Here is a 23,152-nt window from a genome sequence, read left to right as displayed (position 1 = left end):
CGTCAGTCGTTCCCTTCGAGAGTCGCGAGGTCTGCGTCGACCATGATCCGGACCAGCTCGGGCACGTGCACCTGGGCCTTCCAGCCCAGGTCGGTGGCGGCCCGGGACGCGTCGCCGATCAGCGAGTCCACCTCCGTCGGCCGTTCGTAGCGCTGGTCGTAATCGACGTACTTCTCCCAGTCCAGTCCCACATGATCGAACGCCAGCGACACGAAGTCACGCACCGAGTACGACGTGCCGGTCGCGATCACGTAATCGGTCGGGGTGTCGTGCTGCAGCATCCGCCACATGCCCTCGACGTACTCCGGCGCGTACCCCCAGTCCCGGCACGCCTCCAGGTTCCCCAGGTACAAACGGTCCTGCCGCCCCGCCGTGATCGCCGCCACCGCCCGGGTGATCTTCCGCGTCACGAACGTCTCACCCCGCCGCGGCGACTCGTGATTGAACAAGATCCCGTTCACCGCGAACATCCCGTACGCCTCACGGTAGTTCCGCGTCATCCAGTACCCGTACAGCTTCGCCGCGCCGTACGGCGACCGCGGGTAGAACGGGCTGTCCTCGTTCTGCGGCGGCGGCGTCGCGCCGAACATCTCCGACGACGACGCCTGGTAGAACCGGCAGTCCAGCCCGATCATCCGGATCGCCTCCAGCAACCGCGTCGTCCCCATCCCGGTCGTGTCACCGGTGTACTCCGGCTCGTCGAACGACACCCGCACATGCGACTGCGCCGCCAGGTGATACACCTCGGCCGGCCGGATCGCCGCCAGCAACGTCACCAACCGCGACCCGTCCGTCAGATCGCCGTAGTGCAGGAACAACCGCTTGTCCTGCGCCTGCGGATCCTCGTACAGATGATCGATCCGCCGCGTGTTGAAGGTGCTGGCGCGACGGATCAGCCCGTGCACCTCATAGCCCTTGGACAACAGCAACTCCGCCAGGTACGAACCGTCCTGGCCGGTGATCCCGGTGACGAATGCTCTCTTCACAGTGCGTGCTCCACGTACCAGCGGTAGGTGGCGGCCACACCGTCTTCGAGGTCGATCGACGGCTTCCAGCCCAGCGCCAGCAACTTGCTCACGTCGAGCAGCTTGCGCGGGGTCCCGTCCGGCTTGGACAAATCGTTGCTCAAGGCACCCTTGTACCCGACCACCCGGGCGACCAGTTCGGCCAGCTCGCGGATCGTCACGTCGTTGCCGACACCCACGTTGATCGGCTCGGGGGCGTCGTACTGCTCGAGCAGGTGCAGGCAGGCGTCGGCGAGGTCGTCGACGTGCAGGAACTCGCGCCGCGGCGTACCACTCCCCCACAGCACCACCTCGGGCATGCCGGAGACCGTTGCCTCGTGGAAGCGCCGGATGAGCGCCGGCAGCACGTGCGAGGTGGTCGCGTCGAAGTTGTCGTTCGGCCCGTAGAGGTTGGTCGGCATCGCCGAGATCCAGGGCAGCCCGTACTGGCGGCGGACGGCCTGGACCTGCATGATGCCGGCGATCTTGGCGATCGCGTACGCGTCGTTGGTCGGCTCGAGCTCGCCGGTCAGCAGGCTCGACTCGCGGATCGGCTGCTCGGCGTACTTCGGGTAGATGCACGACGACCCGAGGAACAGCAGCCGGGGCGTCCGCACCGCGAGCGCCGCGTCCATCAGGTTGACCTGGATCCGGAGGTTGTCGCTGAGGAACTCGGTCGGGTGGTCACGGTTCGCCAGGATGCCGCCGACCCGGGCCGCGGCGTCGATCACGACACCGGGCCGGTGCTCGGCCAGGAAGGCGAAGGTCGCGTCGCGGTCGCGCAGGTCCAGCTCGGCCGACGACGCACCGATCAGGTGGCTGAACCCGTCGCGCTCCAGCCGGCGCCAGATCGCCGAACCGACCAGGCCACGGTGGCCGGCCACGTAGACGACGGTGTCCCGATTCAACTGAGCCATCAGTAAGCCCCCGCGCCGTAGAACACCGCGCGCACGGTCTTCCAGAGAATGAGCAGATCCAGAGTCATCGACCAGTTGTCGACGTACCGCAGGTCGAGCCGGACCGACTCGTCCCAGGACAGGTCGCTGCGGCCGCTGACCTGCCACAAGCCGGTCATGCCCGGCTTCACCAGCATCCGCCGCGAGTCGTCGGCGGCGTACAGCGCCACCTCCTCGGCCAGCGGCGGCCGCGGACCGACCAAGGACATGTCACCGCGCAGCACGTTGAACAGCTGCGGGAGCTCGTCGAGCGAGAAGCGGCGGATCCACCGGCCCAGCGGCGTCATCCGCGGGTCGTTGCGCATCTTGAAGATCACGCCGTTACCGTCGCTCAACGCGTACAGATCGCTGAGCCGCTGCTCGGCATCGGTGTACATACTGCGGAATTTCAGCATCGTGAACTCGTCGCCGGCCCGGCCGACGCGCTGCTGACGGAACAGCACCGGCCCTGGGCTGGTCAGCTTGACCGCGAGGGCCAGCCCGATCAGCAGCGGTGACAGCACGGCGATGAAGCCCAGCGCCACGACCCGGTCGAAGAGCGCCTTCACGAGGTGCGGCCCACCGCTGACCGACGGGCGCTCCAGGTGCAGCAACGACAGGCCGGCGACCGGGCGCACCGAGATCCGCGGACCGGCGACCTCGATGATGCCCGGCGACACGATCAGCTCGATCCCGCGCTGCTCCAGCGCCCACGACAGCCGACGCAGCATTTGGCCGGCGAGCTCCGGATCGGTCGCGATGGCGACCACCTCGACCGCGTGCCGGTCCGCCGCGGCCAGGATGTCCGGCTCGTCGAGCTCGTCGGGGTGGATCGGCCCGTTGCCGTGCTGGTCGGCGTGCGGCCGGCAGGTCGCGACCACGCGAAACCCGTCGGTCGGACGGCTCTCGAGGTGCTCACACAAAGTCGCGGCCGGACCGCTGCGTCCGACCACGAGAACCCTGTGCATACAGCGGCCCCGGACCCGATGGCGGTGCAGGTCCTTCCGCAGCGCGTACCGCAGCAGCAGAGCGGAAACGACCATCACCGGAATCGCCAGCACCACGAAGCCGCGGGCGATCTCGGCCTTCGTCACGTACGACGTCATCGCGACGAACGCCGTCAGTCCGACGCCGGCGCGCAGCAAGGAGCGGAACTCGTCCGGCCCGGCGCCGAAGAACCTCGGGTCGTAGCCCTTGGACAGCGCGACCGCCGCGGCCCAGGCCAGCGGGAGCAGGCTGCTGACGATCAGGTAGCTGCCACCGACGTGGTAGCCGAACCGGGTCAGCAGAGCGACGAACACGCCGAGCATGGCGGCCAGCAGGTCGCCGCCCACGGCGGCCCAGCGGTACACGCCCACCCAGCGCGGTTCGGTCGACCGCGACGGGAGCGGGACGATCGCCGGCACCTCGTGCGGCACCACCCAGAGTGGCCGGCGGCCGTCGACCGCGTCCGGCGCCTCTGCTCCACTCACCGCTTCCTCGATCCTCCTGCAACCGGACGGACACGGAACGTGTCCACGTGAAGACTGCAGTATGCCTTGTTCACCCGCCCTTCGGCGACGAGTCATCGAACATTACTACGGGCACAGGCCGGGATCGACCACCGACCCGAGCCCTTGGGGAGAACTTGACAAGGCCCGGACAGACGACAGATCCGGCCGGTCCGGCCGGATCTGTCGGGTGCTGCGGTGGGGGTTCGGTTCAGCTCGGTCCGGTTCAGACCGGTTCAGACGCCGGCCGCGGGGTGTCGTGGGCCTCGACGACCTCGCTCGGGATGTGCTCCAGGTCGCTGACCCGCAGGTAGTCGCCCATCGTCGTGCCGGTGCACTCGGAGTCGATATTCGGCGCCGCCCAGCCCGACTCGGTGTCGCCGAGGTGAACGGTGCGCAGGTCGATGCTGAACCGGGTCCGGCCCGACGTGTTCGGCACGCTGGAGTGCAGCTGGGCGCCGGAGAACAGGATGATGCCGCCCGGCTTGACGATCGGCCGGATCTGCGGCATCAGCTCGACCTCCTCCTCGGGCTTCGGCTGGATCCTGGTGTCGACGCCGATCTGGGTCGCGGCGATCTTCCGGCTGGTCGCGTTCCACTCGGCGTAGTTGTAGACCCGCGAGCTGTTCTGTACCGGCGTGTGCCAGTACTTCGGGTGGAAGGCCAGGCCGTTGTCCTCGCTGATCGCGAAGATCGGCAGCCACCAGTTCAGCTGGGTGTACGGCGCGGAGTACCAGGTGTCGCGGTGCGGGTGGAACGCGAACGCGATCCCGGTGGTCAGGTACTCGTCCGAGGTCGAACTGCGCATCCGCGGTACGTCGAAGTACACCTGCTCGGGGTCGCAGCCGAAGTCGACCAGCATCTCCTGGATCAGCCGCTTCGACTCCGGGTGGTGGATGAACCGCGGCTTGAGCTCGGCGAGCAGCGCGGCGTAGTCCTCGACCGCCATGTGGAACTGCGCCGTCTCCGGGTCCAGCGGTGCGAACGCGGCCCGGGCCATCTCCGCCGCGAACTCGGTCAGCGCCAGCGTCGACGGACGCGGCGAGTAGACGAACAGATCGCCCTCGTACAGCTTCGCGCGCCGCTCGTCGTCGGTGAACTCGGCGTCGACATAAATGGAGTGCATTCGTTGTCCCCCTTCAGACAAGTGACTGCTCGGGGCGGATCCCCGTGTGTTCGAGAAAGGTCAGCAGCCGCTCCCCGGCCACCTCGGCGGAGAACTCCGCCCGGGCCCGGGACTGCGCGGCGGCAGCCAGGGCCGACTGTGCGGCCGGATCCCCCATCAGGCCGATCAGTACGTCGGCGGCCGCGGACGCGTCGTCCAGCGGCCAGAACAGTCCGTCCGTGCCGGCCCGGACCACCTCGGGTACGCCGCCGACCGGTGCTGCAATCACTGGCAGCCCCTCGGACATGGCCTCGACCAGCACAATGCCGAACGTCTCCGTCGTCGAGGTGTGGCAGTAGATCCGGTGCTCCCGCATCAGACCGCGCGGGTCGGGCTGGTAGCCGAGGAACGTGACCTGGTCGGCCAGCCCCAGCTCGGCCGTCCGCGCCTCCAGCGCCTGCCGGTCGGCACCGTCGCCCACCACGGACAGCGTGTAGCGGTGACCGCGGGCCGCTGCGGCGGCGAGGATCTCGAGGAGGTAGCGGTGGTTCTTGCGGGAGTCCAGCCGCCCCACGGTGATCAGGTCGGCGCGCGGCACCGAGCGTCCGGGCGTCGCCGAGCTCCGCGACACAGCGTTCGGTACGACGGCGGACGGCAGGTCCCGCAATACCGGAAGCCGGTCCTCCAGCCCCGCCTTGGTGAACTCCGAGACGTACACGATGCCGTCGAGTCCGCGTAGTACCCGGTCCTCGAAGGAGCGGATGGAGCGGAACAGCCGGCCGCCGCGCGGGATCTCGCCCTCGTCGGCCCACTCGTCGGCCTGGGAGATGTTGAAGTGCGCGACCATGACCACCGGCTGCGTCGTGCGAACCTGCAGCGCGACGCCCGCGGAGATCGGGCACTGCGCGTAGATCACCGCGTCGGGCCGGTGCGCGAGCTGGCGCGTCAGCGCGGCCTTCAGGTAGTGGGCGTGCCAGTACTGGTGCCACCACACGGCTGCCGGGCGACTGAGTGGCCGGATGCCGATGCGGGCCGCGAACATCGGCAGGACGAACGGCGACCTGGCCGTGAACGGGCTGACGATGCTGACCCGCCGGGACACGTCCCGCAGGTGCTCGTCGAACGTGCGTACATGACTCTGCAGCCCGGATCCGCCGCTGTGGCGCATCAGGGTCGCGATGACGATCTCGGACTCGCTCATAGCACTGCGCTCTCCTCTGCCGGGGCGACGTACTCACGCCGCGCCTTCGCCAGCCGGCTCCACCAGATCCCGATCCCCACGGCCGAGGCGATCGCGGTGCCCCACACCACTCCTTGCGCATTCCAGAGCACGCCGCCGACCAGGGCCAGGCCGACGAACAGCGTCGTCACGACGAGCTGGCACCGCATGGTCTGATCGGCGCGGCCGAGCGCCCGCAGTCCGGCCGACGGACCGACGTGCAGGCATCCGGCCGAAGCGCTCACGATCACTCCGAGCGCGAGCGCCCGCGAGCCCGGCCAGACACTGCCGAGCACCAGCTCGCCGATACCGAGCGGGAAGATCAGCAGGATCACCGCGCCCCAGCCCAGCGAGATCACCGACAGCCCACCGCTGAGCCCGGCACACAGCCGCCACAATGAGTGGCCCCCACGCCGCAGCGCACGAGCCGCCTCGGGTACGGCGACCTGGCCGACTCCCATCAGCAACGCGGCCACCGGCCCGACCAGCAGCTCGGCACCGCGGATCGCACCGGCCGCGGCCAGACCACCCGTGGCCGCAACGATCAGCGTCCGGATCTGACCGCCGGCGCCGAGGACGACGTTCTCGACCAGGAACCGCAGGCCCAGGTCGCCGTGCCGGCGCAACCAGCCGATCGCTCCCGCCGGCCGCGGTACGACACCCGCCTGCCAGCTGCCGAAGATGCCGGCCACCGCCGCCGTACCGCCGAAGCTGAGCAGCGCGCCGGTGATGCCGAAGTGGAGGTACTGGCCGGCGAACAGGACGGCGACCATCAGCACGGTCCAGACCGTGTCGTTCAGGAAGGTCTTCGCGCCCTCGCCCGCGGCGAAGAACGCCGAACGCCAGCTGTCCTGCAGCGTCAGTCCGGGAAGGACGATGCCGAGGGCAATGAAAGCGGCGCCGGCCTCGGCTCCGTGCGTCTGCAGCTTCAGCGCCAGCCCGACCAGCACACAGGCGGCACCGCCGGCCACACCGACCAGCAGCGCGACCCCGCTCGACGCGGCGACCGCCTCGCGCCGACTCGTTTCGCCGGCCACGCTGTAGCGGACCATCAACGCGTCGGTGGACAGCGCGCGCGAGCAGTTCAGCGCGATCGAGTAGGCCAGGAAGGCCAGACCGAGGGCGCCGAGTCCGGTCGCCCCGAGCAGCCGCGCGACGAACACCCCGAGCAGGAAGTTGCCCAGGCTGGACACCGCTTGGTCGGCGATGCCCCAGCCGAGCCGCCCCGCCACTTGCTTGCGGAGGCTGCCCGGGTGATCGGCGACGTGGCGACCGCTCATCGGACCGACTCGGTGGCCGGCGCGAAGAGTACGGCGGTCAGGTCGGCGAAGCCGGCATCGAGCCGCACCCGGCACTCGGTGGCGTGGTCGGCCAGCGTCTGCACGATCCGCGCCTCGTCCGCCTCGAGCTCACCGACCTGCTCGACCAGCCGCTCGAGGTCCAGAGCCTTGACGTCCTGCACGTACTCCGCAACGCCCATCTGGCCCATCAACGCGTCGTGCTTGCGCCCGTACGCGATCGCCAGGGTTGGCCGGCCCATCTTCAGACCCGCGACCACGCAGTGGTAGCGCATCGCGACCACGGTCTGCACCGCGGCCACCTGGTCCATCAGACCGTCGAAGGACGTGAACGGCTCGTAGCTGACCGGCATCTGGCCCGGTCCGGTCCAGTAGGTCCGCGCATCGGCGACCACGGCATCCGCGACCTCTTCGTCGAGACGGTCGCCGACGAGCAGCCGGACCGTGCGGCCGGACTCGACCAGCAGCCGGACGAACTGCTGCATCTGGTCGACGTAGTGCTCGTGCACCTCGTCCGCGCGGGGGCGGTCGGCAGGAGAGCCGTAGTACGCCATGACGCCGACGCCGACCGACTTGGGCTCCGGCGTCTTCGTCATCTCGACGGGCAGGGCGAACGCCAGGTCGGCGAACGCCTTGTCCTGCGGTGCGGCGACGCCGGTCTCGCGGCCGACGCCGAGCGAGTACTCGTCGCGAAAGGAGCGGTAGTCGACCAGCTTCGCCGCGGTGCGCAGCAGCACCCGGACCCCGCGCTCCTCGACCTTCGAGCCACCGACACACACCAACGCGGTCTTCACACCGAAGAGCCGTCCGCACGCGGCCATCACCAGCATCGTGTACGGCAGCTCCCACGGCCGCTCGGGCAAAGTGCCCTCCAGAACGCCGGCGCCCGGAATCATCACCACGTCGTGCTTGCGCACCCAGCGTGCGGTCCGCCAGGTGTCGATGATCGCGGCCGGCGGGATCCGCAGCAGGGTGAGAGCCTTCTGGACGATCCGGGACCTGGCCGGCTTCCGCGACTGCATCCAGTGCATGTGGACCGCGGGCACGCCGTACCGCCGGGTGATCGCCTCGGGACCCTCGCACATGAAGTCGAGCTCGGCCTGGGGCTGCTCGGTGCGCAGGTACTCGAGGACGGCGTCGAGCATCGCGTCGTTGCCGATGTTGCCGCCGCCCAGGCGGCCGTAGAGACCGACCTTCATGCTCACTTCCCTTCCGATCCGGCGACCAGCGTCTGCACGGACAGGGCGTCGACGGCACCGAAGTACTTGATCGGCTCCGGCTTCTGCTGCCCGGGCAGGCGACGCGTCACCCGGCTGGACATCCAGCGGCGGATCACCTGGTTGCACGCGCGGCGCTCCGCCGCGGTCAGCGGAGCACGGCGTACGGCGGCGAAGTACCCGAGGATGTACTCGGCGACCAGGCGTGCCGGCGGGTGCACGAGCTTGTTGGAGCGCTTGGGGTCGAGGTTGCGGGACCAGCTGCTGATGGTCGGGTTGGCCTGCAGCGCGCGGCCTTCGTGGTGGCGGCGGAAGTACAGCCACTCCGGGACCTGCAGGAACCGGCCGTGCAGCGCCAGCTCGGCCATGAACACCTGGTCGGCGTGGTAGAAGCTGCCGTGCGGTTTCACCTTGCGCAGCACGTCGGCGCGGATCACGCCGTAGAAGTCGTCGGCCTGGATCGCTCCGGGCAGGTCGCCGTCGTTGAGCATGCTGCGCAGCCGCTCCGCCGGGTCCGGCGAGTCGGTGTGCAACGGGTACTCCAGCGCCTGGATGACGTTGTCGTCACCGTCGATCGCGGCGGTGTAGGTGTGGGTCAGGATCGCGTCCGGGTGCTCGTCCAGCAGCTCGACGCAGCGGGCCACCAGGTCGCGGGCCCACAGGTCGTCGCCGGAGGCCCACTTGAACAGCTCGCCGTGACTCTTGCGGAAGACGAAGTCGTGGTGCGGTGCCGCGCCGATGTTGTGGTCCTGCCGGTAGAAGGTGATCCGCTCGTCGCGGGCCGCGTAGTCCCGGAGGATGTCGTCGGTGCCGTCGGTGGACGCGTTGCTGGACAGGATCAGCTCGAAGTCGGTGTAGGTCTGGCCGAGCACCGCGTCGATCGACTGAACCAGGTACTCCCCGCCGTTGTAGACCGGGAGGCCGATGCTGAGTCGAGGCTGGGTGGACATCGCTATCTCTCAGACGTAGGTGCGGAAGACGGGCTTGACCGGACGGCCGAGCAGGAACGGACGGACGTCTCCGGCGTCGAGGGCCTTGCGGTAGACCGCGCAGGCGTTCGCGACCGCCTCGACGGTCTTGTCGATGTCGGCGTCGGTGAGTGCCGCGCTGACCACGAACGACGGGCCGATCACGCCGCCGTCGATCAGTCCGCGCAGGAACAACGTGCGGTACTCCTGCGACGGCACGTAGTTCTCGTCGAGGGTCGCGAAGACCAGGTTGCTCGGCCGGCCGCGTACGACGACGTGCTCGCCGACACCCGCGGCGGCAGCCACCTGGCGGACGCCGGCGGTCAGTCGCTCACCACGCTCGTGCAGCCGCGCGGTGATGTCCTCCTCGGCGTAGACGTCCATCACGGCCATCGCGGCCGCCAGGGCATGCGTCTCCGCACCATGCGTCGTGGAGAGCAGGAAGACGCGCTCCCGGGTGTCCCGCAGACCGCCGCGCTCCATCACGTCCCGCCGCCCGGCCAGTGCGGACACCGCGAAGCCGTTGCCCAGCGCCTTGCCGAACGTCGAGAGGTCGGGTGTGACCCCGTAGACGGCCTGCGCCCCGGCCGCCGACCACCGGAAGCCGGTGATCATCTCGTCGAAGATCAGCAGCGCGCCGTACCGGTGGGCCAGGTCCTTCAGGCCCTGCAGGTACCCGGCCGGCGGGTCCTGCTGGGTGGCGGCCTCGAGGATCAGGCACGCGATCTCGCCGTCGTAGCGGCGGAACAGCTCCTCGGTCGCGGCCAGGTCGCCGTACGGGAAGCCGACGGTCAGGTCGCCGATCGCGCCGGGGATGCCGGCGTCCATCGGCGTCCGGGCGATGAACCAGTCGTCGATGGAGAAGAAGCCGTGGTCGGAGCAGACCGCGACACGGGCGCGGCCGGTGACCGCCCGCGCCAGCTTCACGGCCGCCGTCGTCACGTCCGAGCCGCCCTTGGCGAACTTCACCATCTCCGCCGTCGGCACGGTCTCGAGGAAGCGTTCCGCAGCGCGGAGCTCGACGATGCTCGGGCGGACGAAGTTGCTGCCGTGGTCGAGCTCGCGGCGTACCGCTTCCAGCACCCGCGGGTGCGCGTGGCCGAGGCTGACCGCGCGCAGACCGGAGCCGTACTCGACGTACTCGTTGCCGTCGACGTCCCAGACATGGGCGCCGTTGCCGTGCGAGATCACCGGTGCCATCTCGAACGGGTACTGGTCCTCGCCCTTGGCGTAGGTGTGCGCACCGCCGGGGATGAGGTCCTGCAGCCGCTTGTTCGCCTGGGTGGACTTCTCGAAGGACTTGTTCATGTCAGCCTCGCAGTGGCCAGGGCCAGGGATGGCGCTGATCGGTCGCGGTCGGACATCAGCGTGACCGGCAGCGGCCACGGGATGTCCAGGTCCGGGTCGTCGAACGCGATCGACACGTCCTCCGCCGGGTCGTGGGCCCGGTCGATCCGGTACGACACGTCGGCCGGCTCGGTCAGGGCCTGGAAACCGTGCGCACACCCGGCCGGTACGTAGACCGTCACCTGGTTGTCGCCGGTCAGGTCGAACACTTCACGGTTGCGGTACGTCGGTGAGTCCGGCCGCAGGTCGACGACGACGTCGAAGACCGCGCCGTACGAGCACCGCACCAGCTTGGCCTCGCCCGCACCGGAGCGTACGTGCATGCCGCGGACGACACCGCGGCGCGAGCGGGAGATGCTGTCCTGCAGGAACGCATCCGGGTCGAGCCCGGCCGCGCGCACGATGTCGCGGTCGAACGTGCGGGAGAAGAACCCGCGCTCGTCGCGGTGCGGCGTCGGCGTGAACAGCAGCGCGCCGGCGATCCCGGGGACTTCGGTGACGTCCATCTCAGGCCCTCTCGTGCGGCTCGGGCAACGGGACCAGGTACGTCGCACCCCAGCCGCCGTCGGCTTCGAGCTGCGCGACGATCTCGTCGGCGATGTCCCAGGTCAGGACCAGCACGACGTCTGGCCGCGCGGCCTTCAGCTCGTCGATCGGACGGATCGGCACCATGCTCCCGCCGGGGATGCGCCGGCCGTGCTTGCGTGGCGAGAGGTCGACGGTGAAGGGCAGCAGGTCGGTCGTCACTTTGCTGAGGTCGAGGAGCACCGGCGCCTTCGACGGAGCGCCGTACCCGAGCACTGTGCGGCCGGCGACCTTGTGGCGGATCAGCTCGGCGTGCAGCGCGCCGGCCGCGTGCCACGCGGCCTCCTGCAGGCTGCCGAGCTGTACCTCGTCGGCGATACCAGCGGCGTCCTCGTCGTCCAGCACGACGTCGACCGACGGATCCGGCTGCGCGTCCTCGGTGTGCCGCAGCATCACCATCAGGCTGCCGCCGTACATCTCTACCTGCCGGACCGACTCCACGGTCAGACCGTGGTGGGCAGCGAGGTTGCGCAGCGCGCGCAGCGAGACGTAGGCCCAGTGGCCGTGCCGGATGGTGTCGAACTGGTTGCCGACGAACAGCGGGAGCAGGTGGTGGAACTCCATCACCAGCAGGCCGCCCGGCGCGAGCCGGTCCGCCCGCAGCTTCAGGCTCTCGCCGTACTGCGGCTCGTGCACGATGCCGTGCACGTCGATCACCAGGTCGGCCTGCTCACCCACTCCAGCCAACCGCGACCCGGCCGCAGACAGGTGGTCGAGCCAAGAACCCCCGTGGGGACTACCGAACTCGAACACCACCCCACCGAGCAGTTCAGGGTAATCACGGAGGATCTCCTTGACCGAAGCCTCCGCATGAGCCCGGCTCGTGGCTGACTCGACGGCGAGGGGCTCTTCGGCGATCTGCGCCTCGACGGGTCCGAGCTGCACCAACGTGCACGCCCGGCACAGCCACAGCGCGAGCGGCCACCGCGGATCGGGCCCCGAGGTCTCGGCCGGCGGGAAGAGGTCGGCGCAGGGCTGCTCCCCCAGGTTCACCACGGGCACCACGTCGGCCGACGCGCACCCACGACAGTTGAAGCTCACCAATTCCCCCTCGGTCACCATGTCAGCGTCGCCTTGCCCGTTGTGAAGGCCTCCGCGTATTTCGCCCGGCACTCCATCCCGCGCATCCGGGCCAGCCCGGCGAAGACCTCTTCGTCGAACCAGTCGTGCGGGACCTGGGACGGGTAGGCCTTGTGCAGCAGCGCGACCTTCTCGCGCAGCTGCTCCTCGGTCAGCTCGACGTACAGCCACGGGCGGCCGAGGTCGCCGTCCCACTTGGGGATCTCGTAGTGCAGCACCAGGTGGTCGCGCCACACCGTCGGCGACAGCTCGGCGATCAGCCGGTGGTCCTGGTGCGCGTCGTTCCGGCTCGGCGCCAGCACGACGTCCGGACGGCGCCCAGCAGGAGCGGCACCGCCCCGGGCCGTTGCCTCGAGCAACTCCTTGGTCTCGTTCCAGTACGCCGGCAGCCGTCCGTCCGGCAGCTCGGCCGAGGTGACCGTCACCTCGCACTCGGGGAGGAACAGCTCCGCCGCGCGGCGGGCCTCCTCGAGGCGGAGCGGCGTACCGGTCGCGATCACGAACTCGGCGGTCAGCTCCGGCACCGACTCGGCCAGCTTCAGCAGCGTGCCGCCGCAGCCGATCTCGATGTCGTCCGGATGCGCGCCGAGGGCAACCAGGTGGACCGGCCCGTCGATCAGGCCGAGCTGGAACGGGAGCATCAGATCGCCACCACCACAGGCGACTCGTCGTCGGTCACCCGGGCCGGCACGCGGTCCACGAACCGGCCGTTCTGCGGCCGGGCGTCGTGCGACCACAGCGCCCACGGCTTCTTGCCGGAGCGGTACAGGTCCTCGAGCATGCTGCGCTCCTTGAGGGTGTCCATCGGCGCCCAGAAGCCGTGGTGCGGGATCGCCTCGAGCTTGCGCATCGCGGCCAGCCGCGGGAACGCGTCCCCGACCAGGTCCTCGCCCTCGCCGAGGACGTCGAAGATCTCCTTCTTCAGCACGAAGTACCCGCCGTTGATCCAGACGTTCAGGTCGGCGGCCGAGCGCAGCCCGGTGACCCGCGAGTCGGTGCCGAACTCGACGACGTGGAACGAGTCCTGCGGCGGCACGGCGAGCAGGCTCGCGGTGATGTCGCTGGTCATCACGTGGTCGACGATCTTGTCCATCGGCGCGTCGGTCAGTACGTCGCCGTAGTTGGCCAGGAACGCGTCGTCGTCCTCGAGGTACGGCCGGACCCGGCGCAGCCGCTCACCGATGCTGGTGTCGATCCCGGTGTCGACGAAGGTGATCTTCCATTCGCTGATGTCGGAGTCGAGCAGCTCGATCTGCTGGCCGCCCTTGGTCATCACGAAGTCGTTGGAGACCGTCTCCTCGTAGCGCAGGAAGTACTCCTTGACCGAGGAACCCCCGAACCCCAGCGGCAGGATGAACTCGGTGTGGCCGAAGTGTGCGTAGTACCGCATCACGTGCCACAGGACCGGCCGGTCGCCGATCGTCATCATCGGTTTCGGAGCGGAGTCCACACCGCTGCGCATCCGCAGCCCGTGGCCCCCGCAGAAGATCACGACCTTCATCTCTGTTCCTTCCCCCCAGGCCGTTTCAGATGATTTCGAGCTTCGGAATGGGTACGACGAACTTCGCGCCCCACTCCCGGGCGTAGCCGAGCTGATGGACGATCTCCTCGCGCAGGTTCCACGGCAGGATCACGATGTAGTCGGGGCGCGTCTCGGCCAGGCGCTCCGGGGCGAAGATCGGGATGTGCGTGCCCGGCAGGTACATGCCGTGCTTGTGCGGGCTGCGGTCGACCGTGTACGGCAGCAGGTCCTCGCGGATGCCGCAGTGGTTGAGCAGCGTGTTGCCCTTGCCCGGAGCGCCGTACCCGGCGACGAACTTGCCGTCGCGCTGGGCCTGGATCAGGAACTCGAGCAGGTCGGACTTGATCGTGAAGACCTCCTCGGCGAAGCCCAGGTGGCCCTCGACCGTGTGCAGGCCGGCGTCGGACTCGTCCAGCAGGACCTTGCCGACGAGCTCGGACGGCTCCCCGGCGGTCTCGACCGGCGTGCTGAAGACGCGCAGCGAACCGCCGTGGCTAGCGAGCTCCTGGACGTCGACAACCTTGAGACCGGCCATCTCCAGCGCCAGCGCGGCGGTCTTCAGGGTCAGGTACTGGTAGTGCTCGTGGTAGATCGTGTCGTACTGGCGACGCTCGATCAGCCGGAGCAGGTGCGGGAACTCGAGCGACACCAGGCCGTCGTCCTTGACCAGCGCGCGCAGGCCCTTGGCGAAGTCGACGATGTCCGGCACGTGCGCGAACACGTTGTTGCCGACGACAAGGTCCGCCTGGCCGTGCCGGGCGGCGGCGTCCTTGCCGGTCTCCTCGCCGAGGAAGTAGCTCTCGGTCCGGATGCCGTTGGAGTTGGCGATCTCGGCGATGTTGCCCGCCGGCTCGATCCCGAGCACCGGGATGCCGAGGGCAACGGCGTGCTGGAGCAGGTAGCCGTCGTTGCTGGCGGCCTCGACGATCAGGCTCTCGGCACCGAGGTCGAGGCGCTCCTGCATGTCGACGACGAACCGGCGGGCGTGCTCCACCCAGCTGGTCGAGTACGACGAGAAGTAGAGGTAGTCGCTGAACACGTCGTCGGCCGCGACGTACGCCGGGAGCTGGACGAGCAGGCAGTTGTCGCAGATCCGGACGTGCAGCGGGTAGAACGTCTCACCGCTGTCCAGCTGGTCGGCGCGCAGGTAGCTCTCGCACGGCGGCGACATCCCGAGGTCGACGAAGGTGCGGGTGAGTTCGTGGCCGCAGATCCGGCAGGCCGGCGTTTCCGCCATGTCAGTTCTCCCCCTGGAACAGTGCGTCCCCCGGGCCGGGGAACTGAGCGTCGGTCTGGCGGCGGAGCTGGTCGTCGACCAGGCCCGCGCCGAGCAGCTGCTTGATCCGGCGCAGCCGGACGAACTGCGCGGAGTTGAAGTCGTCGAGCGTGAGGCCGTGCCGCTGGTAGGCGTCGTACATCTCCTCGACACCCTTGCGAACGGTCCACTGCAGCTTCAGGTCCGGGAAGGTGTCGTTGAGCTTGCTGAAGTCGACCTTGTAGTTGCGCAGGTCCGGGCCGGCGCCGTCGGCGATCGACAGCGTCGAGCCGGGCACCACCTCGCGGACCATCTCGGCGATGTCGCGGACCTGGACGACGTCCTCGGAGCGGCCGACGTTGAAGGCCTGGTCGTGGATCGTCTCCCGCGGCGACTCGAGCACCTCGAGGAACGCGCGGCTGATGTCCTCGATGTGGACCAGCGGGCGCCACGGCGTGCCGTCGCTCTCCAGCCGGACCTGGCCCGACGTCAGCGCGATCGCGGTCAGGTTGTTGACGACGATGTCGAGCCGCAGGCGCGTCGAGGCGCCGTACGCGGTCGCGTTCCGTAGGTAGGTGGGGCTGAACGCGTCATCGGCGAGCTTGGACAGCTCCTGCTCGGCCAGCGCCTTGGTCTCGCCGTACGCCGTGACCGGGAACATCTCGGCGTCCTCGGCAACGGCCTCCGACCCGGCGGCGCCGTACAGGCTGCACGAGGAGGCGAACAGGAACCGCTCGACCCCGGCGTCCTTCGCGGCCCGGGCGACGTTCAGCGTGCCGTCGAGGTTCACCGAGTAGGTCGCCTGCTTGTCCAGGTTCCCCAGTGGATCGTTCGACAGGGCGGCCAGGCACACCACCGCGTCGTACCCCTCGAGCTCCCGCGCGGTCACGTCCCGCATGTCCCGCGGCGCCCGGTCCCCGATCGGGTCCGGCCCGCCGAGCAGGTCACACCCCTCGTAGAGCCCGGTGTCCAACCCGTCCACCTGATGCCCGGCATCCCGCAGGAACGGCACCATCACGGCCCCGATGTACCCCCGGTCGCCGGTGACCAGAACCCTCATCCGTCGTCTCCCCACCCTGTACTGGTCTGTCGACCAATACAGAACGGCGAGCCGCTCCGCTGATACAGCGGATCCGAATTAGCCCCGGTTCACTTCTCCTGCGCCTGCTCCGGCCCCTGCTCACCGGGCCGGTTCACCCGAGCCTCCGGCGCCGGGGCCGGGGGGTTGGTCCCGGCCGGCGGGCTAGCCGCGAGAACCCCCTGCAGGCGCCTGACCTCGGCCAGAACGTCCGGCGGAGCCTCCATCGCGTGGGGTGTGATCTGCGCATCGTCCCGGACCCGGCCGATCTCCGGCCGCCCGCCACCCACCACACCGCGCAAGTCGCTCTCCGCCATCCCGCGCACGCGCCCGAGGCGCTCTCCCGCGACCGCGGCCGGCTCGTCGCCCCGGTCGTTGAACGCGACGAGCTGCCGGATCGGCAGGCCCTCCCGCGCCGCCGTCCCATCCTCGCGGAGCACCGTCGGCGGGCGGAATTCGCGGTACACCAGCCGGTGCGACTGCGCCGGGAACTCCGGCGTGCCGCCCCGGTCGAAGACCGGGACCTTCAACTCCGCGGTGTCGCGCAGATCGTGGGACTGCGGGCCGTACCCGAGTTGCTTGCTGCCGCGGTACTTCGGGTCCCTCTCACGACCCTCGCGCAGCGCCCGCATCGCCTCGACAAAGGCGTCCAGCTGCTGCCCGGCGGGGCCGCGCGGCGGCTTCCAGTCGTCGGGCAGCTGCTGGCCCGCCATCGCTGCCCACGCCTTGCGTTCCGCGCGGGTCTTCTCGTCCTCGGCCTTCGCCGCCGCAGCGAGCGCGTTGATCTCCTTCCGGAGCTCCGGGTGGACGACGACCTCGTACTTCGCCGTCACCGCTGGTCACCCGGGTCGGGGTCTTCGATCCCCAGCTCCTTCAGCATGTCCTCGTAACGGACGTAGTCCTCCGGGGCCGCGTTGTTCAGGCGCTCCCGGACCGTCTGGTCCTGGCGGCGGTCGGCTTCGGCCTCGGCCTTGAGCGCCTCGTACTCCGCCCACTGCTCGAAGGTGATCACCACGCCCTCGGGCCGCGGCTGGTCGCCGAAGAACACCGGCTCGGTATTGCCGGCGCGGTGCAGCTGCAGGATCCGGCTCAGGCTCTGGCCGGCCGTGGCGGTGTCGACGACCCGGATCCGGTCGCCGGACGGCAGGTCGAACAGGGCTTCCATGATCACTCCGATGGCTGCGGGGGTGGGTACGTTCCGTGACTCAGGATACTTTCCGGCGATTTCGGCCGCCGATGTATCAGCCGGGCGAGTCCGCTGCTCTTCTGTGCGCTGCGGTACGTGGGAGAGCCACGTCATGAGCCTGTGGGGGGCGTTATGAAGGTTGCCGTATTCGGCTTGGGGTATGTGGGGTCGGTGACGGCTGCTTGTCTGGCTGCTGCCGGTCACGACGTCTGGGGGGTCGATGTCGACACTGCGAAGGTCGGTCCGATCACTCAGGGACACAGCCCGGTGGTCGAACCCGGCCTCGACGAGTTGGTGGCGGACGGGGTGCGCGCGGGACGACTGCACGCGACCACCGATCCACGACTCGCGCTGGAGTGTGCTGACGTCTCGCTGATCTGTGTGGGGACGCCGTCGACCGCGGCGGGCAGTACCGACCTCACCTACATCAAGCGGGCCACCCGCGACATCGCGGAGGCCATGCAGGTCGTGGTGCCGCCGCTGTCCGGGTTCCACAGCGTGGTGATCCGCAGTACGGTCCCGCCGGGCACCGTCGACGAGGTGGTCGAGCAGGTGCTGGCCGAGGTACCGGCGCCCGAGGGCCTCACCTTCGGTACGGCGATGACGCCGGAGTTCCTCCGCGAGGGATCCGGACTCGCCGACTTCTACGACCCGCCGTTCGTTGTCGTCGGCACCCGGAACAACAAGGTCGGTACCGCTCTGACCGACCTGTTCGGGTTCATCGGCAAGGACGTCCAGGTGGTCGACGTCCGGATCGCGGAGGCGCTCAAGTTCGCCTGCAACGCGTTCCACGCCACCAAGGTCTCGTTCGCGAACGAGATGGGCCGGATCTTCCGGCACTTCGCGGTGGACTCGCGCGAGGTGATGAAGATCTTCGTCCAGGACACCAGCCTGAACATCTCGCCGTACTACCTGAAGCCCGGCTTCGCCTTCGGCGGCTCCTGCCTGCCGAAGGACCTGCGCTCGGTCCTGCACCTGGCCCGGATGAACAACACCGACCTGCCGCTGCTGGCCGGCGCGCTCGCCACCAACGAGCGGTCGGTCCGGGACGTCGTCGACCGGATCGTGGCCGGCCCCGGCCGCGAGGTCGCACTGCTCGGCCTGAGCTTCAAGCACGCCACCGACGACCTGCGCGAGAGCCCGAACGTCGAGCTCGCCGAGCGGCTGATCGGCAAGGGCTACAACCTGCGCATCTACGACGCGATCGTGAACCCGGGCCGCCTGGTCGGCGCGAACCTGCGGCACGTGCAGTCCAAGCTGCCGCACCTGCAACGCGTCCTCACCGACGACCCGCACGCGGCCCTCGCCGGCGCCGACGTCGCGATCGTCTCGGCCACCGACACCGCCGCGATCAAGGCCCTGATGAAGCAGCCGCCGGCCCGGACCATCGACCTGAGCGGCCGCCTCGGCCCGGACGTCGAGGCGCTGCCCGGATACGAAGGAGTGGGCTGGTGAGCGGTCCCCGCGTGCTCATCATCATCCAGAACCTCTGGGTGCCGTTCGACCGCCGCGTCTGGCTCGAGTGCCAGGCGCTGGTGGCGAGCGGGTACGACGTGACCGTGGTCTGCCCGAAGGGTCCGGACGACCCGGCGTACCAGGTCATCGACGGCGTCACCGTGCACAAGTACAAGGCGTACGCGCCGGGCGGCAGCAAGGTCAGCTTCGTCTGGGAGTACGCGTACTCGTTCCTGATGACGCTGCGGCTGGTCTTCCGGGCTCGCAAGGCCGGCAAGTTCCGCGTGCTGCAGGCCTGCAACCCGCCGGACATCTTCTGGCCGATCGCGATGCTGCTGCGCCGCCTGGACGGCACGAAGTTCGTCTTCGACCACCACGATCTCTGTCCGGAGCTCTTCCAGTCCCGCTTCGGCGGGACCACGAGCCTGCCGTACAAGGGCCTGCGGTTCCTGGAGCGGACGACGCACCGGCAGGCCGACCACGTGACGTCGACGAACGACTCGTACCGGCGGATCGCGATCACCCGCAGCGGCAAGGCCAACCACGACGTCACCGTGGTCCGCACCGGCCCGGACCCGGACAAGTTGCTCCGCGGCGGAGCGGACGAGTCGCTCCGTCGCGGTCACCGCTACCTGGTCACGTACATCGGGGTGATGGGCCCGCAGGACGGTGTCGACATCGTGGTGCGGGCCGCCGACCACATCGTCAACACGCTCGGCCGCACCGACATCGCGTTCACGCTGATGGGTGGCGGCGACTCCTTCGACGACGTAGTCGCGCTCCGCGACCAGCTGGGCCTGGGTGAGTACATCGAGTTCACCGGCCGGGTGCCGGACGAGACCGTCCGCGCGGTGATGTCGACCGCCGACCTCGGCCTCTCCCCCGACCCGAAGAACCCGCTCAACGACGTGTCGACGATGAACAAGACGATGGAGTACATGGCCTTCGAGCTCCCGGTCGTCGCGTTCGACCTGATCGAGACGAGGGTCTCCGCCGCGGATGCCGCGGTGTACGTCGAGCCGAACGACGTCGAGGAGTACGGCGAGGCGATCGTCGCGCTCCTCGACGACGAGGTACGGCGCCGCCGGATGGGCAAGCTCGGCCGCGAACGGGTCGAGAACGTGCTCGCCTGGAAGCACCAGCAGAAGGCGTACGTCGGGGTGTACGACCAGCTCACCGGGCACGTCAGCCACCTCGACATCAGCCCGGTCACGAACGCGACGGGGTCCTGACATGTGCGGCATCGCCGGCTGCTACCAGCAGCGCGACGGGTACGCGCTCGCGCGGGCCATGAACGACCGGATCGCGCACCGCGGTCCGGACGCGAACCACGTCTACTCGTTCGAAGAGAACACCGTCAGCGCGCACCTCGCCCACCGAAGGCTGTCGATCATCGACCTGTCGTCGGGCGCGGATCAGCCGTTCAGCAAGGACGGGCTGACGATCTGCTACAACGGCGAGCTCTACAACTACAAGGAACTGCGCGCCGAGCTGTCCCGGACCGGTGTCCACTTCCGCACCAGCTCGGACACCGAGGTGGTGCTGGAGGCGTGGCGCCGCTGGGGTCCGGCCGCGCTGACCCGGTTCCGCGGCATGTTCGCGTTCGCGATGCTGGACGAGGACAGCGGGAGCATGTACCTGGCCCGTGACCCGCTCGGCATCAAGCCGCTGTACTTCCTCCGCCGCGGCGACGGCGTGATCTTCGCCTCCGAGCTGAAGGCGATCGTCACCGCGGTCGGCTCCGAGCTGCGCACCGAGCCCGGCGCGCTGATCGCGTCGATGCTCTACTACTGGCTGCCTGAGCAGCGCTGCGCGATCGACGGCGTGGAGAAGCTGCCGCCGGGGTCGTGGGCGGAGTTCCGGCCGGACGGCAGCAACCGGCACGAGACGTACTGGCGGGTGACCGACGTCGCCACCGAGGCCGCGGCGGGTCCGCCGGCCGACCTTCGCCAGGTGATCGAGGAGTCGGTGGCCGCGCACCTCGTGGCCGACGTACCGGTCTCGACGTTCCTCAGCGGTGGGCTCGACTCGAGCCTGGTGACCGTGCTGGCGAAGCGGATGGACCCCGGGATCGACTCGTACACGATCACGTTCCGGGCGCAGGACCAGAAGCTCGAGGCGATGCCGGACGACGCGATCTACGCGCGCAAGGTGGCGCAGCAGTTCGGGATCGACCTGCACGAGATCGAGATCGCGCCGGACGTGGTGTCGCTGCTGCCGCGGATCGTGGACATCCTGGACGAGCCGATCGGCGACCCGGCCGCGATCAACACGCTGCTGATGTGCGACACCGCGCGGGACGCGGGTGTGAAGGTGCTGCTGTCGGGGATGGGCGCGGACGAGCTGTTCGGCGGATACCGCAAGCACCTGGCGTGCGTGATGGGAGCGCAGTACCAGCGGCTCCCCGGCGTACTGCGCAACGGTGTCGTCGGGCCGACCGTCCGGCGGCTGCCGGTGACGGTGAACGGTCGCGGCCTGCGGTACGCGCGCTGGGCGAAGCGGTTCGAGACGTTCGCGAACCTGTCCGAGGAGACGGCGTTCCGGCGCAGCTACACGATGTACGACGGCGACCAGCTCGCCGGACTGATCAGCCCCGACCTGGAACCGTACGTCGGGAAGCTGCTGTCCGAGCACGCCGACATCTATCACGACACCACGCTCGACGACCACGTGAACCGGATGTGCCTGGCCGACTCGCGGATGTTCCTGCCCGGGCTGAACCTGGCCTACACCGACCGGGCCAGCATGGCCGCGTCCACCGAGGTACGGACGCCGTTCGTCGACCCGATCGTGGCGCGGGCCGCGTTCTCGATTCCCGGGAGCGCGAAGATCCACCGGCGGGTCAGCAAGCTGGCGCTGAAGCAGGCGGCCGAGGCGTGGCTGCCGAAGGAGATCATCTACCGGCCGAAGGCGTCGTTCAGCGCGCCGCTGCGGGCCTGGGTGCGGAACGACCTGCGCGAGCTGGTCGACGACGTACTGCTGCGTGGCGAGCTGGTCGGGAGCGGGTTCCTGCGGCAGGCCGCCGTGCAGAAGCTCGTCGACGACGAGCGGGCCGGGCGCGAGGACTACTCGAAGCAGATCTGGCAGTTGCTGACGCTGGAGACCTGGACCCGGCACGTGCGGGACCTCGGCGTGACCATCACCTCACTCTGAAGGACGACATGAAACAGGTTGCTCAGAACTACAAGTCCGGCGAGCTGGCCGTCCTGGACGTGCCGCCGCCGGGGTGTCAGCCCGGTGGGGTGCTGGTGCGGTCGCTGTACTCGTTGATCTCGACCGGGACCGAGCTGATGAAGGTCGGCGAGGCCAAGCTGTCGCTGGTCGGCAAGGCGAAGGCGCGGCCGGACCAGGTCCGGAAGGTGCTCGACACCGTCGCCCAGCAGGGTGTGATGAACACCTACAAGAAGGTGATGAACAAGCTCGACTCGTACACGCCGCTGGGGTACTCGCTGTGCGGTGTGGTGGTCGAGGTCGGTGCCGGGGCCGAGGAGTTCAGCGTCGGTCAGCTGGTTGCTGCGGCGGGGAACGAGTTCGCGCTGCACGCGGAGTACAACTGGGTGCCGATCAATTTGTGTGTGCCGGTGCCGGATGGTGTGCCCGCTGAGCAGGCCGCCTTCTCGACTGTTGGTGCTATTGCCATGCAGGGGGTGCGGCAGGCTGAGGTGCACCTTGGCGACACTGCTGTGGTCATCGGTCTTGGTCTGGTTGGTCAGCTGGTCGTGCGGTTGCTCGTCGCGGCTGGTGTGCGGGTCTGGGGTATCGACACGGTCGCGGACCGCTGCCGGATGGCGGAGAAGGCGGGCGCTCTGGCGTGCTCCTCCCCCGACGAGATCGATGCTTTGGAGCGCTCGCTCCTGCAGGCTTCCAACGGCATCGGCGCGGACCACATCCTGCTGGCCGCCGGCGGTCACTCCAACGGACCGGTGGAAACCGCGGCTCGTCTCGCGCGTGACCGTGCTCGCGTGGTCGACATCGGCAAGACGAAGCTCGACCTGCCCTGGAACGCGTACTACGACAAGGAACTGGACGTCCGGTTCTCGCGCTCGTACGGCCCGGGCCGGTACGACGACCGCTACGAGCTGCAGGGCATCGACTACCCCGCCGGCTACGTCCGCTGGACCGAACGCCGCAACCTCGAGTGCTTCGTCGACCTGATCGCCCGCGAACAAATAGACGTCGGCTCCCTGATCGCCGGCCAGTTCCCCATCGCAGACGCAACCCAGGTCTACCAACAACTGAGCGAAGGCACCATCCCAGGCGTCGGCTTCCTCTTCGAGTACCCGAAGGACGCGGTCGACCCGGCGCGGAGCGCCGGGGGGGGGCCGCGCGATAGCGGGGGGGGGGGGGCGGCCGAGGCGGGGGGGCCCCCGGGGGGGGCGGGCCGGGGGGCGGGGGGGGCCGCGCGGGG

21 protein-coding genes are annotated in these 23,152 nt (G+C 69.4%); 4 read left to right on the top strand and 17 right to left on the bottom strand.

Going from position 1 to position 23,152, the window contains the following annotated elements; translation table 11 throughout:
• Positions 1-2 precede the first annotated feature (2 nt).
• The 17 genes from gmd to AB0E69_RS36075 form a co-directional block, all read right to left on the bottom strand.
• Positions 3-986, bottom strand: a complete 984-nt coding sequence (gene gmd, locus AB0E69_RS36155; protein WP_360157052.1) for a GDP-mannose 4,6-dehydratase — start codon at positions 984-986, stop codon at positions 3-5.
• A complete protein-coding gene (locus tag AB0E69_RS36150; RefSeq protein WP_360157049.1) occupies positions 983-1,921 on the bottom strand; it encodes a GDP-L-fucose synthase in 939 nt (312 codons plus the stop codon). The genes gmd and AB0E69_RS36150 overlap by 4 nt, the downstream gene beginning before the upstream one ends.
• Complete coding sequence (locus AB0E69_RS36145) at positions 1,921-3,411, bottom strand: sugar transferase (RefSeq protein WP_360157046.1); 1,491 nt, start codon at positions 3,409-3,411, stop codon at positions 1,921-1,923. Before AB0E69_RS36145 ends, AB0E69_RS36150 begins: the two co-directional genes overlap by 1 nt.
• A 244-nt stretch (positions 3,412-3,655) precedes the next feature.
• Positions 3,656-4,555, bottom strand: coding sequence for a phytanoyl-CoA dioxygenase family protein (locus AB0E69_RS36140; protein ID WP_360157043.1), 900 nt, complete (start codon positions 4,553-4,555; stop codon positions 3,656-3,658).
• A 13-nt stretch (positions 4,556-4,568) separates the two neighbouring features.
• Positions 4,569-5,735 carry a glycosyltransferase family 4 protein gene (locus AB0E69_RS36135; RefSeq protein ID WP_360157040.1) on the bottom strand — a complete coding sequence of 389 codons (1,167 nt, stop codon included), beginning with the start codon at positions 5,733-5,735 and terminating at the stop codon, positions 4,569-4,571.
• Positions 5,732-7,033, bottom strand: a complete 1,302-nt coding sequence (locus AB0E69_RS36130) for a hypothetical protein (protein ID WP_360157037.1) — start codon at positions 7,031-7,033, stop codon at positions 5,732-5,734. Before AB0E69_RS36130 ends, AB0E69_RS36135 begins: the two co-directional genes overlap by 4 nt.
• Positions 7,030-8,250: a polysaccharide pyruvyl transferase family protein gene (locus AB0E69_RS36125; protein WP_360157034.1), complete on the bottom strand. Its 1,221-nt coding sequence runs from the start codon at positions 8,248-8,250 to the stop codon at positions 7,030-7,032. The genes AB0E69_RS36130 and AB0E69_RS36125 overlap by 4 nt, the downstream gene beginning before the upstream one ends.
• 2 nt (positions 8,251-8,252) lie before the next feature.
• A complete protein-coding gene (locus AB0E69_RS36120; RefSeq protein ID WP_360157031.1) occupies positions 8,253-9,218 on the bottom strand; it encodes a glycosyltransferase family 2 protein in 966 nt (321 codons plus the stop codon).
• Positions 9,219-9,227: 9 nt separating this feature from the next.
• Positions 9,228-10,544 (bottom strand): glutamate-1-semialdehyde 2,1-aminomutase, encoded by a 1,317-nt coding sequence (locus AB0E69_RS36115; RefSeq protein ID WP_360157028.1) that lies wholly within the window; start codon positions 10,542-10,544, stop codon positions 9,228-9,230.
• The gene (locus AB0E69_RS36110) at positions 10,541-11,089 is read right to left on the bottom strand and encodes a dTDP-4-dehydrorhamnose 3,5-epimerase family protein (RefSeq protein WP_360157025.1); all 549 of its coding nucleotides are present in this window, start codon (positions 11,087-11,089) and stop codon (positions 10,541-10,543) included. Before AB0E69_RS36110 ends, AB0E69_RS36115 begins: the two co-directional genes overlap by 4 nt.
• Position 11,090: 1 nt before the next feature.
• Complete coding sequence (locus AB0E69_RS36105; RefSeq protein ID WP_360157022.1) at positions 11,091-12,227, bottom strand: class I SAM-dependent methyltransferase; 1,137 nt, start codon at positions 12,225-12,227, stop codon at positions 11,091-11,093.
• On the bottom strand, positions 12,224-12,889 hold the full coding sequence (locus AB0E69_RS36100) for a PIG-L family deacetylase (RefSeq protein ID WP_360157019.1): 666 nt from the start codon (positions 12,887-12,889) through the stop codon (positions 12,224-12,226). Before AB0E69_RS36100 ends, AB0E69_RS36105 begins: the two co-directional genes overlap by 4 nt.
• On the bottom strand, positions 12,889-13,749 hold the full coding sequence (locus AB0E69_RS36095) for a glucose-1-phosphate cytidylyltransferase (protein WP_360157016.1): 861 nt from the start codon (positions 13,747-13,749) through the stop codon (positions 12,889-12,891). Before AB0E69_RS36095 ends, AB0E69_RS36100 begins: the two co-directional genes overlap by 1 nt.
• 25 nt (positions 13,750-13,774) lie before the next feature.
• Entirely contained in the window at positions 13,775-15,007 is a 1,233-nt protein-coding gene (locus AB0E69_RS36090) for a class I SAM-dependent methyltransferase (RefSeq protein ID WP_360157013.1), read from the bottom strand.
• 1 nt (position 15,008) lies between these two features.
• Positions 15,009-16,085 (bottom strand): SDR family oxidoreductase, encoded by a 1,077-nt coding sequence (locus AB0E69_RS36085; protein ID WP_360157010.1) that lies wholly within the window; start codon positions 16,083-16,085, stop codon positions 15,009-15,011.
• 89 nt (positions 16,086-16,174) lie between these two features.
• Positions 16,175-16,936, bottom strand: coding sequence for a hypothetical protein (locus AB0E69_RS36080; protein ID WP_360157007.1), 762 nt, complete (start codon positions 16,934-16,936; stop codon positions 16,175-16,177).
• Positions 16,933-17,268: a hypothetical protein gene (locus tag AB0E69_RS36075; RefSeq protein ID WP_360157004.1), complete on the bottom strand. Its 336-nt coding sequence runs from the start codon at positions 17,266-17,268 to the stop codon at positions 16,933-16,935. Before AB0E69_RS36075 ends, AB0E69_RS36080 begins: the two co-directional genes overlap by 4 nt.
• A 153-nt stretch (positions 17,269-17,421) precedes the next feature.
• On the opposite strand from AB0E69_RS36075, the gene AB0E69_RS36070 reads away from it, so the two are divergent.
• The 4 genes from AB0E69_RS36070 to AB0E69_RS36055 form a co-directional block, all read left to right on the top strand.
• The gene (locus AB0E69_RS36070) at positions 17,422-18,744 is read left to right on the top strand and encodes a nucleotide sugar dehydrogenase (RefSeq protein ID WP_360157002.1); all 1,323 of its coding nucleotides are present in this window, start codon (positions 17,422-17,424) and stop codon (positions 18,742-18,744) included.
• On the top strand, positions 18,741-19,976 hold the full coding sequence (locus AB0E69_RS36065) for a glycosyltransferase family 4 protein (RefSeq protein ID WP_360157000.1): 1,236 nt from the start codon (positions 18,741-18,743) through the stop codon (positions 19,974-19,976). The genes AB0E69_RS36070 and AB0E69_RS36065 overlap by 4 nt, the downstream gene beginning before the upstream one ends.
• Position 19,977: 1 nt before the next feature.
• Positions 19,978-21,897: an asparagine synthase (glutamine-hydrolyzing) gene (asnB, locus tag AB0E69_RS36060; protein ID WP_360156998.1), complete on the top strand. Its 1,920-nt coding sequence runs from the start codon at positions 19,978-19,980 to the stop codon at positions 21,895-21,897.
• Between the two features lie 8 nt (positions 21,898-21,905).
• A partial coding sequence (locus AB0E69_RS36055) for a zinc-binding alcohol dehydrogenase (protein WP_360156995.1) occupies positions 21,906-23,152 on the top strand: 1,247 nt, incomplete at its 3' end.

The organism is Kribbella sp. NPDC026611, from assembly GCF_040638345.1.
Lineage (GTDB): Bacteria > Actinomycetota > Actinomycetes > Propionibacteriales > Kribbellaceae > Kribbella.
Note: the sequence above shows the minus strand (reverse complement) of the source record. Positions and strands in the feature narration are given on the sequence as shown.

Excerpts from the sequence above, each read along its gene's own strand:
- AB0E69_RS36130 (WP_360157037.1), bottom strand. The coding sequence starts at position 7,033 with ATGAGCGGTCGCCACGTCGCCGATCACCCGGGCAGCCTCCGCAAGCAA.
- AB0E69_RS36090 (WP_360157013.1), bottom strand. The coding sequence starts at position 15,007 with ATGGCGGAAACGCCGGCCTGCCGGATCTGCGGCCACGAACTCACCCGC.
- AB0E69_RS36115 (WP_360157028.1), bottom strand. The coding sequence starts at position 10,544 with ATGAACAAGTCCTTCGAGAAGTCCACCCAGGCGAACAAGCGGCTGCAG.
- AB0E69_RS36150 (WP_360157049.1), bottom strand. The coding sequence starts at position 1,921 with ATGGCTCAGTTGAATCGGGACACCGTCGTCTACGTGGCCGGCCACCGT.
- AB0E69_RS36070 (WP_360157002.1), top strand. The coding sequence starts at position 17,422 with ATGAAGGTTGCCGTATTCGGCTTGGGGTATGTGGGGTCGGTGACGGCT.
- AB0E69_RS36100 (WP_360157019.1), bottom strand. The coding sequence starts at position 12,889 with ATGCTCCCGTTCCAGCTCGGCCTGATCGACGGGCCGGTCCACCTGGTT.
- asnB (WP_360156998.1), top strand. The coding sequence starts at position 19,978 with ATGTGCGGCATCGCCGGCTGCTACCAGCAGCGCGACGGGTACGCGCTC.
- AB0E69_RS36085 (WP_360157010.1), bottom strand. The coding sequence starts at position 16,085 with ATGAGGGTTCTGGTCACCGGCGACCGGGGGTACATCGGGGCCGTGATG.
- AB0E69_RS36095 (WP_360157016.1), bottom strand. The coding sequence starts at position 13,749 with ATGAAGGTCGTGATCTTCTGCGGGGGCCACGGGCTGCGGATGCGCAGC.
- AB0E69_RS36140 (WP_360157043.1), bottom strand. The coding sequence starts at position 4,555 with ATGCACTCCATTTATGTCGACGCCGAGTTCACCGACGACGAGCGGCGC.
- AB0E69_RS36120 (WP_360157031.1), bottom strand. The coding sequence starts at position 9,218 with ATGTCCACCCAGCCTCGACTCAGCATCGGCCTCCCGGTCTACAACGGC.
- AB0E69_RS36125 (WP_360157034.1), bottom strand. The coding sequence starts at position 8,250 with ATGAAGGTCGGTCTCTACGGCCGCCTGGGCGGCGGCAACATCGGCAAC.
- AB0E69_RS36110 (WP_360157025.1), bottom strand. The coding sequence starts at position 11,089 with ATGGACGTCACCGAAGTCCCCGGGATCGCCGGCGCGCTGCTGTTCACG.
- AB0E69_RS36135 (WP_360157040.1), bottom strand. The coding sequence starts at position 5,735 with ATGAGCGAGTCCGAGATCGTCATCGCGACCCTGATGCGCCACAGCGGC.
- AB0E69_RS36075 (WP_360157004.1), bottom strand. The coding sequence starts at position 17,268 with ATGGAAGCCCTGTTCGACCTGCCGTCCGGCGACCGGATCCGGGTCGTC.